Here is a 12,468-nt window from a genome sequence, read left to right on the forward strand (position 1 = left end):
GTCCGAAAGACAGCTGGAACCCGAATGACCAACGACCTGATTGCCAAAGCCGCGATTGACCGCCGCCTTGCCGAGATCATCACCCCGGTGATCGAGGATCTGGGCTATGAGCTGGTCCGTATCCGGCTGATGTCCGGCAAGACGACAACCCTGCAGATCATGGCCGACAAACCCGATGGCGGGATCGAAGTTGATGATTGTGCCGATATTTCGAATGCCGTCAGCGCAGTTCTGGACGTCGAGGATCCGATCCTTGACGCCTACGCGCTTGAGGTCTCCAGCCCCGGCATCGACCGCCCCCTGACGCGTCTCAAGGACTTTGACATGTTCGAAGGCTATGAGGCCAAGCTGGAAACCGCCGAACTGATCGACGGTCGTCGCCGCTTCAAGGGCGAGCTGGCCGGTGTCGAGGATGACGAGGTTCTGATCAATATCGAGGAACACGGCGAGCCCGTGACCATCGGTCTGAAGTTCGACTGGCTGAGCGATGCCAAGCTGGTGCTGACCGACGATCTGATCAAGGAAATGCTGCGCCAGCGCAAGGCGGCTGGCACGCTGAACGAAGATGCTTTTGACGACGTTATCGAAGATACGCCCCTTGAGGGCGAGGTGACCGAAGGGTCCGAAGAGGAGAACAAGTAATGGCCATCACCTCTGCAAACCAGCTTGAGCTGTTGCAAACCGCCGAAGCCGTGGCGCGCGAGAAAATGATCGACCCCGGCCTGGTGGTCGAAGCCATGGAAGAAAGCCTCGCCCGGGCGGCCAAAAGCCGCTACGGCAGCGAAATGGACATCCGTGTGTCCATCGACCGCAAGACCGGCAAGGCCACCTTTACCCGCGTGCGCTCGGTCGTCGAAGATGAAGAGCTGGAAAACTACCAGTCGGAAATGACCGTCGAACAGGCCAAGCAGTACATGGCTGATCCCAAGGTGGGCGACACCTATGTGGAAGAGGTTCCGCCGGTAGAAATGGGCCGTATCGCGGCCCAATCGGCCAAGCAGGTCATTCTGCAGAAGGTGCGCGAAGCAGAGCGTGACCGCCAGTATGAAGAATTCAAGGACCGCGCCGGTACCATCATCAACGGTCTGGTCAAACGCGAAGAGTTCGGCAACGTCATCGTCGATGTGGGCGCTGGCGAAGCGATCCTGCGCCGCAACGAGAAGATCGGCCGCGAAAGCTATCGTCCGAACGATCGTATCCGCTGCTACATCAAGGATGTGCGCCGCGAACCGCGCGGCCCGCAGATCTTCCTCAGCCGTACTGCGCCGGAATTCATGGCCGAGCTGTTCAAGATGGAAGTGCCTGAAATCTATGATGGTATCATTGAGATCAAGGCCGTTGCCCGTGATCCCGGTTCGCGCGCCAAGATCGCCGTGATTTCCTATGATGGTTCGATCGACCCGGTGGGCGCCTGCGTCGGTATGCGCGGCAGCCGCGTGCAGGCCGTTGTGAACGAACTGCAGGGTGAAAAGATCGACATCATCCCGTGGAACGAAGATCAGCCGACTTTCCTCGTCAACGCGCTGCAGCCGGCCGAAGTGTCGAAAGTGGTTCTGGACGAAGAAGCTGGCAAGATCGAAGTTGTGGTCCCCGAGGAACAGCTGAGCCTGGCCATCGGCCGCCGTGGTCAGAACGTACGTCTGGCCTCGCAGCTGACCGGTCTCGACATCGACATCATGACCGAGGAAGAGGAATCGGCGCGTCGCCAAAAGGAATTCGAAGCGCGCACCGGCCTGTTCATGGAAACTCTGGATCTGGACGAATTCTTTGCCCAGCTGCTGGTCTCCGAAGGGTTCACCAGCCTCGAAGAGGTTGCCTATGTGGAGCTCGATGAACTGCTGGTCATCGACGGTGTTGACGAAGGCACCGCCGAAGAGCTTCAGGCCCGGGCCCGTGACTACCTCGAAGCCAAGGCCAAGGCGGCGATTGATGCCGCCCGTGCGCTGGGCGCAGAGGACAGCCTGATTGACTTTGACGGTCTGACACCCCAGATGATTGAGGCACTGGCAAAGGACGGCATCAAGACGCTGGAAGACTTTGCCACCTGCGCGGACTGGGAACTGGCCGGCGGCTGGACCACGGATGGCGGCGAACGGATCAAGGACGACGGTATTCTGGAACCTTTCGGCATGTCGCTGGAAGAGGCACAGGATATGGTCATGACAGCCCGCGTATTGCTGGGCTGGGTTGATCCCGCCGAACTGGAACCGGAAGTCTCGGAAGATGACGAGGCCGAAGGTGACGAAGAAGCCGCTGACACAGGGGCCGGGGTCTGATCCCCGCTGCTCCTGAAAGGAGACGCTGAATGGCTCGCGGAGGCGCCGAAAAAGACCGGTCAGACGGCCCGGAGCGAAAGTGCATCGCAACAGGTGAGGTCCAGCCCAAGCAGGGCCTCATCCGGTTCGTGATGGGCCCCGACGGGCAGGTCGTTGCGGATGTGTTCGGTAAACTCCCCGGTCGGGGCGTTTATGTGACCGCCAGCCGTTCTGCGTTAGATACGGCGGTAAAGAAGAAACTCTTCGCCCGTGGCTTCAAGGCCCAGGTGAAGGTGCCCGAAGACCTTGCAGACGAGGTGGAGCGGCAGGTTCTGCGCCGTCTCGTTGATCTGATCAGCCTGGCCCGCAAGTCGGGTGATGCGGTCGGTGGCTATGAAAAAGTCAAGGATTGGCTGCTGAAGGAAGAGGCGAGTGTGCTGATTCAGGCGGCTGACGGATCCGGGCGTGGAAAGTCGAAACTGAGCACGCCGCACCGGGGGAACTATATCGGTTGCCTCTCTGCGGATGAGCTGGGGATGGCATTTGGGCGTCAAACTGTGATACATGCGGCGCTGGCCTCTGGTGGACTCAGCAAACGTGTTGTAGAGGAAGCGCAACGATTGCAGGGTTTGCGCGAAATGGTGGGCGGCAAGGGCCGCACGGAAGGATAAAGAGCTTTATGAGCGATAGTGACGGCAAAAAGACATTGGGTTTGCGTGGTGGTTCCCGGCCTGGGAACGTGAAACAGAGCTTCAGCCATGGGCGGACCAAGAATGTCGTAGTGGAAACCAAGCGCAAACGCGTTGTGGTTCCCAAGCCGGGTGCGGGTAAAGGCGGCAGTGGTGCGTCTCCCGCGACGGATGGATCCCGTCGACCTGCCGGCATCACCGACGCGGAAATGGCCCGCCGCCTGAAGGCGCTGCAGGCTGCCAAGGCGCGTGAAGTCGAAGAAGCCGCGCAGCGCGAGGCCGAGGAAAAGGCCCGTGCCGAAGAGCGTGAGCGCCGCCGCGCCGAGCAGGAAGCCAAGGAACGCGAACAGCGCGAAGCCGAGGAAAAAGCCCGTCGCAAGGCGGAAGAGGAAGAGCGCAAGCGCCTCGAAGCTGAAGAAGCGGCCAAGCGTGCAGCAGCGGCTCCGGCAGCAGAGCCGGAGAAGGCAAAATCTGCCGGTCCCGCCGCAGGTCGTTCTGCGGCCAAACCCGCAGCCCAGGCCCCGCGCAAAGCCGACCGCGAACGCGAAGAGCGTGGCCGTGGTGGTAAAGGCCGCGACCAGGGTCGCCGTTCGGGCAAGCTGACATTGGGTCAGGCAACCGGCGAAGGTGGCCGCCAGCGGTCCATGGCGGCAATGAAGCGCAAGCAGGAGCGCGCGCGTCAGAAGGCAATGGGCACCGTCGAGCGTGAAAAGGTCATCCGTGACGTGCAGCTGCCGGAAACCATCGTTGTTTCCGAGCTGGCAAACCGTATGGCGGAACGCGTTGGTGACGTGGTCAAATCGCTCATGAACATGGGCATGATGGTCACCCAGAACCAGTCGATCGACGCCGATACGGCTGAACTGATCATCGAAGAATTCGGCCACAAAGTTGTCCGCGTTTCCGACTCGGACGTCGAAGACGTGATCAAAGAGGTCGAGGACAAGGAAGAAGATCTGCAGCCGCGTCCGCCAGTGATCACCATCATGGGCCACGTCGACCACGGTAAGACCTCGCTGCTGGATGCGATCCGCGATGCGCGGGTTGTGGCTGGCGAAGCAGGCGGTATCACCCAGCACATCGGTGCGTATCAGGTGACCACCGATAGCGGCACCGTACTGAGCTTCCTCGATACGCCGGGCCACGCGGCCTTCACCTCGATGCGCTCTCGCGGTGCTCAGGTGACGGATATCGTGGTTCTGGTTGTGGCTGCCGACGATTCGGTCATGCCGCAGACCATCGAGGCGATCAACCACGCCAAGGCTGCCGGTGTTCCGATGATCGTGGCGATCAACAAGATCGACAAACCTGCGGCCGATCCGAACAAGGTGCGTGCCGAGCTGCTGCAACACGAGGTGATCGTGGAAGCCATGTCCGGCGACGTTCAGGACGTGGAAGTGTCCGCCGTGACCGGCCAGGGCCTGGATGAACTGCTGGAAGCCATCGCGCTTCAGGCGGAAATCCTGGAACTGAAAGCCAACCCGAACCGTGCCGCCCAAGGCGCCGTGATCGAAGCACAGCTGGACGTGGGCCGCGGCCCGGTTGCCACTGTTCTGGTTCAGAACGGTACCCTGCATCAGGGCGACATCTTCGTTGTGGGTGAGCAGTACGGTAAGGTCCGTGCGCTGATCAACGACAAGGGTGAGCGCGTCAAGGAGGCCGGTCCGTCGGTTCCGGTCGAGGTTCTGGGTCTCAACGGCACGCCCGAAGCGGGTGACGTGCTGAACGTGACCGAGACCGAGGCACAGGCCCGCGAAATCGCGGAATACCGCGAGCAGGCCGCCAAGGACAAACGCGCCGCAGCCGGTGCTGCGACCACTCTGGAACAGCTGATGGCCAAGGCTAAGGAAGACGAAAACGTCTCCGAACTGCCGATCCTGGTCAAAGCAGACGTGCAGGGCTCTGCCGAAGCGATCGTTCAGGCGATGGAGAAGATCGGCAACGACGAGGTGCGCGTGCGCGTGCTGCACTCGGGTGTTGGTGCCATCACCGAAACCGATATCGGCCTGGCCGAAGCTTCCGGTGCGCCGGTCATGGGCTTCAACGTCCGTGCCAATACCTCGGCCCGTAACACTGCCAACCAGAAGGGCGTCGAGATCCGCTATTACTCGGTGATCTATGACCTTGTGGATGACGTGAAAGCGGCGGCCTCGGGCCTGCTGTCGGCCGAGATCAAGGAAAACTTCATCGGCTACGCGACCATCAAGGACGTGTTCAAGGTCTCCAACGTCGGCAAGGTTGCCGGCTGTCTGGTCACCGAAGGCGTTGCCCGTCGCTCGGCTGGTGTGCGTCTGCTGCGTGACAACGTGGTGATCCACGAAGGCACGCTGAAAACGCTGAAGCGCTTCAAGGATGAAGTCGCAGAGGTTCAGTCCGGTCAGGAATGCGGTATGGCCTTTGAGAACTACGAAGATATCCGCGCAGGCGATGTCATCGAAATCTTCGAGCGTCAGGAAGTTGAACGTAAGCTCGACTAAGGCGCTGCGACACTCAGAAACAGTCAAAACCCCGGCCTCTGTGCCGGGGTTTTTGCATCTTTGAGGTGGCGGGAGGTCTAGTGCCCGCCAAAACGGCTGAGGGCAGCCGCCGGGCTGCCCTCTATTGCCGTGAGTGATTGGTCTTCAGTGGGTCTTCAGTGTGCCGCGAAAATCGGTGGTATTCGGAGGCGTTCTGCCGCGCCTACCGGCACCCCGTTGCGGTCGTTGATGTGTGCCTGCATGAACCTGTCCCGGACCAGAAAACATGTGCCCAAATAGGTCTACCTGTTGTCTGATCCTTCGTCAGGGAGAAGTTCAAAAAGGTTCACTGCCAGATAGTGTAACCAGTTTTTGACAAATTGGTTAACAAAATCTTGACGACTTGCGCCAAAGCTACAATGGCTAGTGTTTCTACCGACAAATCTCCAATATCCGTTAGTAAATTGCGTCCGGATTGGAGGGAAAGTTGGGGGTATGCCGAGGGCAGCCCGCCGGGCGGACCGCCAATTTTGGAACGCTACAGCCAATCCCGCAGGATCGGAATCAGCGGAATATCGGCCGGAGGCATCGGGTAATCACGCAGCTCTTGCGGCCGAGCCCATTTCAGGACCTGGCCTTCCCGGGCCTGCGGAATGCCCTCCCATTTTCGGCATGCAAACAGCGGCATCAGCAGGTGAAAATCTTCATAGCTGTGGCTGGCAAAGGTCAGTGGCGCCAGGCAGGATTGCCAGGTGTTGATGCCCAGCTCCTCTTCCAGCTCGCGGATCAGCGCCACTTCGGGGGTCTCCCCGGCTTCAACCTTGCCGCCTGGGAATTCCCAAAGCCCGGCCATGGATTTGCCTTCGGGGCGCTGCGCCAGCAGGATCCGTCCTTCGACGTCGATCAGGGCCACGGCCGAGACGAGAACCGTTTTCATGACCGATAATCCGCGTTGATGGTGATGTATTGATGGGTCAAATCGCAGGTCCAGACCGTTGCCGCGCCATCGCCAAGACCCAGATCCACCTTGATCGTGATCTCGTCCTGTTTCATTTGCGCGGCGCCGTCCTCTTCCTTGTATGAGGGCGCAACCCAGCCTTTTTCGGCCACCAGAACATCGCCGAAGGAGATCGACAGCAGGTCCCTGTCCGCCGCAGCGCCGGATTTTCCGATTGCCATCACCACGCGGCCCCAGTTGGGGTCCTCACCCGCGATTGCGGTTTTCACCAGCGGCGAATTGGCAATCGCCAGCCCGTGGGTCTTGGCATCTGCGTCGCTTTCGGCGCCCGTCACCTGGATCTCGACGAACTTCGTGGCGCCTTCCCCATCGCGGACGACTTGATGCGCCAGATCCAGCATCACGCCCTCCAGCGCCTGCTCAAACTCCGGGTTCCCGGTTGCATCAACGCCCGATGCGCCGGTCGCGCAGAGCATCAGGCTGTCCGAGGTCGAGGTGTCGCTGTCTACCGTGATGCAGTTGAAGGTCCGGTCACAGATTTTGGCCAGCTGCGCCTGCAGCGCGCTTTGCTCGACCTTGGCATCGGTGAAGATATAGACCAGCATGGTCGCCATATCAGGCGCAATCATGCCAGATCCTTTGGCGATCCCGGCGATGTTCACGGTCTGCCCGTCGATGGTGACGGTGGCGCCAGCGCCCTTGGCAAAGGTATCGGTGGTCATGATGGCGGCTGCTGCTGCTTCCAGCGCATCGGCATTCAGCCCATCATTCAGCTCGGCGATTTTGGCGACGATCCGATCATGCGGCAGCGGTTCACCAATCACCCCGGTCGAGGCGGTAAAGACGCGCCCCGCTGGTGCCCCAGTGATGCCGGAGACGGCGGCGACGATCTCTGCCACCGAGGTTTGCCCGTGATGACCGGTAAAGGCATTGGAATTGCCCGAGTTGACCAGAATGGCGGCGCTCGCCGAGGGATCTGCCCCAAGTTTCTCCTGACAATCGCGCACAGGTGCAGATCGCGTCTTGGAGCGAGTGAACACCCCGGAAACCGTGGTGCCCGGATCCAGTACCGCCAGCATCACATCGGTCCGGTCTTGGTATTTTACACCAGCGGCTGCGGTGGCGAACCGCACGCCTTTGATCGTGGGAAGATCGGGAAATCCGGCCGGAGCCAGTGGAGAACGGGGCAGAGGTTTTGCCATCGGATCAGTTCCTTACCAGGCCAAGATCTTTAATCATCGCGGGGTCCAGCCCTTCAACTTCGGGTCGTTCGATGGTGGCCTCAGCTGTCAGTGCGTTGACGCGATCTTCGACGGCGCGTGTCCGCAGTTCCTGCTCCAGCTCGCCGCGCACTTCGTCAAAGCTGGGCGCGGCAGATTTGCGCCGTTCGCGCAGCAGGATCACGTGCCAGCCGAACTGTGTTTTCACCGGATCAGAGATATCCCCCGACCGCATGGCAAGTACAGCCTCTTCGAATTCGGGAACCATACTACCCAGCCCGAACCAGCCCAGATCACCGCCGCTTGGCCCGGAGGGGCCGGTCGACCGCGCCTTGGCAGTGGTGGCAAAATCGGCGCCGTCTTCCAGCTCCATCTTGATCTTTTTGGCTTCTTCTTCGGTTTCCACCAGAATGTGCGCCGCGTGGAATTCATCGCCGCCATCGCCGGTGGAGTATTTACGGTCATAGGCCGCGCGCAGGGCTTCCTCACCGGTTGCGTTGGCCATCACCATTTCGATGACATCAGCGGCCAGCAACGCCCGGCTTTCGTTTTCGACCGACAGCTCCACGTAATGGGGCACTTCGCCATGCAGTTGCTGTTTCAGTGCCGTCTGCTGGATCAGCTGGTCCAGAATGGCGTTGTACAGCACCTCGTCCGGCAGTTGCTTGTATTGCTGTGGCAGGTTTTCACGGGCCATGATCATGTGACCAAGGGTGATCTCTTCGCCGTTGACTGAGGCCACCACGGTATTGGCATGCGGTGCGGCCTGTACCGACAAAGGCAGTGCCATTACGGCCGCAGTTGCCGCGTCTCGCAGAAAAGTGAGACCTTTCAGCATTCAATTCTTCCTATTCCCGGGCCGCAGCATGGCGCGGCGTTGACACTTATATGCCTGCCGCTTACATCGCCTAAGGGCCAATGGCAGGACCGTCGTTTCCACCTTTGTTTATGGGTTGCGGGCAGGGCGGGCAAGCCTGCCTTAGGTCAGAAGCCATGACAGGACCGTGGGAGAGCACATGCTGGGTATCGGAACACTCGCCAAAAAGATTTTCGGCACACCGAATGACCGAAAAATCAAGGCGACGCGGCCGCTGATCGCAAAGATCAACGCGCTGGAACCCGAATTCGAAAAGCTCAGCGACCAGGGTCTGATCGAGAAAACCGAAGAACTGCGCAAACGCGCGCTGGACGGTGAAACCCTCGACGCTCTGTTGCCCGAAGCCTTTGCCAACGTACGCGAAGGGGCCCGCCGGGCGCTGGGTCTTCGGGCCTTTGATACGCAGCTGATGGGCGGTGTCTTCCTGCATCAGGGCAATATCGCCGAGATGAAAACGGGTGAGGGTAAGACACTTGTCGCCACTTTCCCGGCCTACCTCAATGCGCTGACCGGTAAGGGCGTGCATGTGGTTACGGTGAACGAATATCTGGCCAAACGTGACAGCGAGTGGATGGGCAAAGTCTTTGAACAGCTGGGCATGACCACAGGCGTGATCTGGTCCGGTCAGCCCGACGATCAGAAGATGGCGGCCTACCAGTCCGACGTGACCTATGCGACCAACAACGAGTTGGGCTTTGACTACCTGCGCGACAACATGAAGCCCAGCCTGGACCAAGTGTTCCAGAAGTATCACAACTTTGCCATCGTCGATGAGGTCGACTCGATCCTGATCGACGAGGCGCGTACGCCGCTGATCATTTCCGGCCCGGCTGAAGACCGCTCCGAGCTTTATACCACCATCGACACGGTGATCCCGCTCTTGAGCGAGGAACACTACGAGATCGACGAGAAGACCCGCGGTGTGACCTTCACCGAAGAGGGCAACGAATACCTTGAGCAGAAGCTGATCGAACGCGGTCTGCTGGAAGAGGGGGCCTCTCTCTATGACCCCGAAAGCACCACGGTGGTGCACCACGTCAATCAGGCCCTGCGCGCGCACAAGCTGTTCCAGCGCGACAAGGACTACATCGTGCGCGATGGCGAGGTTGTTCTGATCGACGAATTCACCGGCCGCATGATGGCCGGGCGCCGCCTGTCCGAAGGCCTGCATCAGGCCATCGAAGCCAAGGAAGAGGTGCAGATCCAGCCCGAGAACACGACGCTCGCCTCGGTGACCTTCCAGAACTATTTCCGCCTTTATGACCGCCTGTCCGGCATGACCGGCACCGCCATGACCGAGGCCGAGGAATTCGCCGAGATCTATGGTCTGGGCGTGGTCGAGGTTCCGACCAACCGGCCGATTGCACGGGTGGACGAGGACGATCAGGTCTACCGCACCGCGATGGAAAAATACCGCGCGATGATCGAAGAGACCAAGAAGGCCCATGCAAAGGGGCAGCCGGTTCTTCTGGGCACCACCTCAATCGAGAAATCCGAACTGCTGAGCCAGATGCTGCAGCAGGAAGGCATCGAGCATAACGTGCTGAACGCGCGCCACCACGAGCAGGAAGCGCAGATCGTCGCCGATGCCGGGCGGCTTGGCGCGGTGACCATCGCCACCAACATGGCGGGCCGGGGTACCGACATTCAGCTGGGCGGCAACGTCGACATCAAGGTGATGGCCGCGCTTGAAGCCAACCCCGATGCCGACCCTGCCGAGTTGCGCGCCGCCGAGGAAGCCAAGCACGCCGAAGAAAAGCAGAAGGTGCTCGACGCGGGTGGTTTGTTCGTGATGGCCTCTGAACGCCACGAAAGCCGCCGTATCGACAACCAGCTGCGCGGTCGTTCGGGCCGTCAGGGTGACCCGGGCCGTACCCGGTTCTACCTCAGCCTCGAAGACGACCTGATGCGCATCTTCGGGTCCGAGCGTCTCGACAAGGTGCTGTCCTCGCTAGGCATGAAAGAAGGCGAAGCGATCATTCACCCTTGGGTGAACAAATCGCTGGAACGTGCCCAGGCCAAGGTCGAGGGCCGCAACTTCGATATGCGTAAGAACGTGCTGAAGTTCGACGACGTGATGAACGACCAGCGCAAGGTGATCTTTGGCCAGCGCCGTGAAATCATGGCGGCAGAGGACCTGTCCGAGATCGTCAACGACATGCGTCACGAGGTGATCGACGACCTGATCGACACTTACATGCCGCCCAAGACCTACGCCGAACAGTGGGACACGGCAGGCCTGCAGGCTGCTGTGCTTGAAGGGCTGGGCATCGACGCGCCGGTGGCCGAATGGGCTGCCGAGGAAGGCGTCGATGACGAACAGATCCGCGAACGGCTTGAGGCCGCAAGCGATGCGCTGATGGCGGAAAAGACCGAAGCCTTCGGTCCGGAAAACATGCGCAACATCGAAAAGCAGGTGCTGCTGCAGACCATCGACGCCAAGTGGCGCGAACATCTGCTGACGCTGGAGCATCTGCGTTCGGTTGTGGGTTTCCGCGGCTATGCACAGCGTGATCCGCTGAACGAGTATAAGAACGAAAGCTTCCAGCTGTTCGAAAGCATGCTCGACTCCCTGCGCGAAGACGTTGCCAAGCAGCTGAGCCGCGTGCGTCCGATGAACGAAGAAGAGCAGCGCCAGATGATGATGGAAATGGCAGCCCGCCAGGCCGCCATGCAGCAAATGGCCTCCGCTGGCGGCGCACCTGCGCCTGCTGCAGAAGGCGAAGCTGTTGCTGAACTCGCGGAAGAGCCCGCGCCCGGATTTGTCGAGGATGATCCCGAAACCTGGGGCAACCCGTCGCGCAATGACAAATGCCCCTGTGGATCGGGCAAGAAGTTCAAACATTGCCACGGGCGTCTGGCCTGAGATACGCCTGCATCCCCGGTTGAACGCCAGCCGTTTTGACCGGGGATCGGCCCCTGATTTGGCCTGACCGCACGCGGGGGCCATTCAGACAGAGATATTAAAATTCTCTTTATTCTGCCCGAATCTCTCCCGCAGGCGGCCACAAACTGGCCGCCTTTCCCATGCTACACTTCCTTAACCTATCCAGGGTGTGGAGTGTGTGATGATGGACAAACGTATCTTGATCTTGAGCAGCGGAACCGTGGCCTGTGCGCTGGGGATCGGCTTTTTCATGCAGCAGTCCGCCGCTCCGCGTATCTATGAAACACCGGAGATCAGTGCTGCGTCGGTGCAGGTCCCGGCCGATCCGGATCTGTCCGAGCTGACCATCGAGAACATCACGCTGACCTCGGTTCCGCACGACGATCCGGCGCCGCAGCAGGCAGAGACCGCGCAGGCCGAAGCGGTCGTCGCCAAGGATGACTGCGCCCTGTCGGTCGCGGCCAATGCACTGCCCGGTGCTGTGGTGAAACTCGACGTATCCGCGCCCTGCCAGGCGGGAAAGCGACTGACGGTGCATCATCAGGGCATGATGTTCACGGTAGCGCTGGATGATACGGGCCATCTGACACAAGAGGTGCCAGCTTTGGCCACTTCGGCGGTATTCATCATCGAGCCGCAGGACGGGATGGCCGAAGTCGCAGTGGTGCCGGTGCCGGACCTTTCCGAAATCGACCGCGTCGCGTTGCAATGGACCGGCAACAGCGGTTTTGAAATTCATGCTCGCGAAAACGGCGCCGACTATGGCGCGCCGGGGCATGTCTGGCATGGTTCTGATCCGGTCTCTGGCATGGGCCATATGGTGCGGCTGGGCGATGACAGCCAGCTGGCGCCGCGTCTGGCCGAGGTTTACAGCTTCCCGCGCGCCGCCGAACAAGCCGGTGAAACGGTGGAAATCAGCGTCGAGGCAGAGATCACCGCGATCAACTGTGGCCGTGATGTTGAGGCGCAGGCCCTGACCCTGCATCGGGCTGGCGGGCAGAGCAAATTGCAGACTCGCGACTTGACGCTGGCAATCCCCGATTGCGCGGCCAAGGGTGACTTTCTGGTGTTGAATAATCTGTTGGAAAACCTGAAAATCGCCTCCAACTGATCCGCATTCATTCCA

9 protein-coding genes are annotated in these 12,468 nt (G+C 60.4%); 6 read left to right on the forward strand and 3 right to left on the reverse strand.

Annotated elements, in window-relative coordinates; translation table 11 throughout:
- Positions 1-24: 24 nt before the first annotated feature.
- The 4 genes from rimP to infB are packed head-to-tail and all read left to right on the forward strand — an operon-like array spanning position 25 to position 5,421.
- Positions 25-642, forward strand: a complete 618-nt coding sequence (gene rimP, locus JL2886_RS11210; RefSeq protein ID WP_065272077.1) for a ribosome maturation factor RimP — start codon at positions 25-27, stop codon at positions 640-642.
- Complete coding sequence (gene nusA / locus JL2886_RS11215) at positions 642-2,276, forward strand: transcription termination factor NusA (RefSeq protein ID WP_065272078.1); 1,635 nt, start codon at positions 642-644, stop codon at positions 2,274-2,276. Before rimP ends, nusA begins: the two co-directional genes overlap by 1 nt.
- 29 nt (positions 2,277-2,305) lie before the next feature.
- Entirely contained in the window at positions 2,306-2,926 is a 621-nt protein-coding gene (locus tag JL2886_RS11220; protein ID WP_065272079.1) for an RNA-binding protein, read from the forward strand.
- An 8-nt stretch (positions 2,927-2,934) separates the two neighbouring features.
- Positions 2,935-5,421, forward strand: coding sequence for a translation initiation factor IF-2 (infB, locus tag JL2886_RS11225; RefSeq protein WP_065272080.1), 2,487 nt, complete (start codon positions 2,935-2,937; stop codon positions 5,419-5,421).
- A gap of 517 nt (positions 5,422-5,938) precedes the next feature.
- Here infB and mutT read toward each other — a convergent pair.
- Genes mutT through JL2886_RS11240 form a run of 3 tightly spaced genes read right to left on the reverse strand, consistent with a single transcriptional unit; the run spans position 5,939 to position 8,416 of the window.
- Positions 5,939-6,337 carry an 8-oxo-dGTP diphosphatase MutT gene (mutT, locus tag JL2886_RS11230; protein ID WP_065272081.1) on the reverse strand — a complete coding sequence of 133 codons (399 nt, stop codon included), beginning with the start codon at positions 6,335-6,337 and terminating at the stop codon, positions 5,939-5,941.
- On the reverse strand, positions 6,334-7,560 hold the full coding sequence (gene argJ / locus JL2886_RS11235) for a bifunctional glutamate N-acetyltransferase/amino-acid acetyltransferase ArgJ (protein WP_065272082.1): 1,227 nt from the start codon (positions 7,558-7,560) through the stop codon (positions 6,334-6,336). The genes mutT and argJ overlap by 4 nt, the downstream gene beginning before the upstream one ends.
- A gap of 4 nt (positions 7,561-7,564) precedes the next feature.
- Positions 7,565-8,416 carry a peptidylprolyl isomerase gene (locus JL2886_RS11240; protein WP_065272083.1) on the reverse strand — a complete coding sequence of 284 codons (852 nt, stop codon included), beginning with the start codon at positions 8,414-8,416 and terminating at the stop codon, positions 7,565-7,567.
- A gap of 178 nt (positions 8,417-8,594) precedes the next feature.
- Between JL2886_RS11240 and secA the strand changes: the two genes are divergently transcribed.
- Entirely contained in the window at positions 8,595-11,321 is a 2,727-nt protein-coding gene (secA, locus tag JL2886_RS11245; protein WP_065272084.1) for a preprotein translocase subunit SecA, read from the forward strand.
- Positions 11,322-11,523: 202 nt separating this feature from the next.
- Complete coding sequence (locus JL2886_RS11250; protein WP_065272085.1) at positions 11,524-12,453, forward strand: hypothetical protein; 930 nt, start codon at positions 11,524-11,526, stop codon at positions 12,451-12,453.
- Positions 12,454-12,468 lie beyond the last annotated feature (15 nt).

The sequence above is a fragment of the Phaeobacter gallaeciensis genome, assembly GCF_001678945.1.
GTDB lineage: Bacteria > Pseudomonadota > Alphaproteobacteria > Rhodobacterales > Rhodobacteraceae > Phycobacter > Phycobacter gallaeciensis_A.

Bases quoted from the DNA above. Each gene is read 5' to 3' on its own strand.
- rimP (WP_065272077.1), top strand. From the start codon at position 25: ATGACCAACGACCTGATTGCCAAAGCCGCGATTGACCGCCGCCTTGCC.
- nusA (WP_065272078.1), top strand. From the start codon at position 642: ATGGCCATCACCTCTGCAAACCAGCTTGAGCTGTTGCAAACCGCCGAA.
- JL2886_RS11220 (WP_065272079.1), top strand. From the start codon at position 2,306: ATGGCTCGCGGAGGCGCCGAAAAAGACCGGTCAGACGGCCCGGAGCGA.
- infB (WP_065272080.1), top strand. From the start codon at position 2,935: ATGAGCGATAGTGACGGCAAAAAGACATTGGGTTTGCGTGGTGGTTCC.
- mutT (WP_065272081.1), bottom strand. From the start codon at position 6,337: ATGAAAACGGTTCTCGTCTCGGCCGTGGCCCTGATCGACGTCGAAGGA.
- argJ (WP_065272082.1), bottom strand. From the start codon at position 7,560: ATGGCAAAACCTCTGCCCCGTTCTCCACTGGCTCCGGCCGGATTTCCC.
- JL2886_RS11240 (WP_065272083.1), bottom strand. From the start codon at position 8,416: ATGCTGAAAGGTCTCACTTTTCTGCGAGACGCGGCAACTGCGGCCGTA.
- secA (WP_065272084.1), top strand. From the start codon at position 8,595: ATGCTGGGTATCGGAACACTCGCCAAAAAGATTTTCGGCACACCGAAT.
- JL2886_RS11250 (WP_065272085.1), top strand. From the start codon at position 11,524: ATGATGGACAAACGTATCTTGATCTTGAGCAGCGGAACCGTGGCCTGT.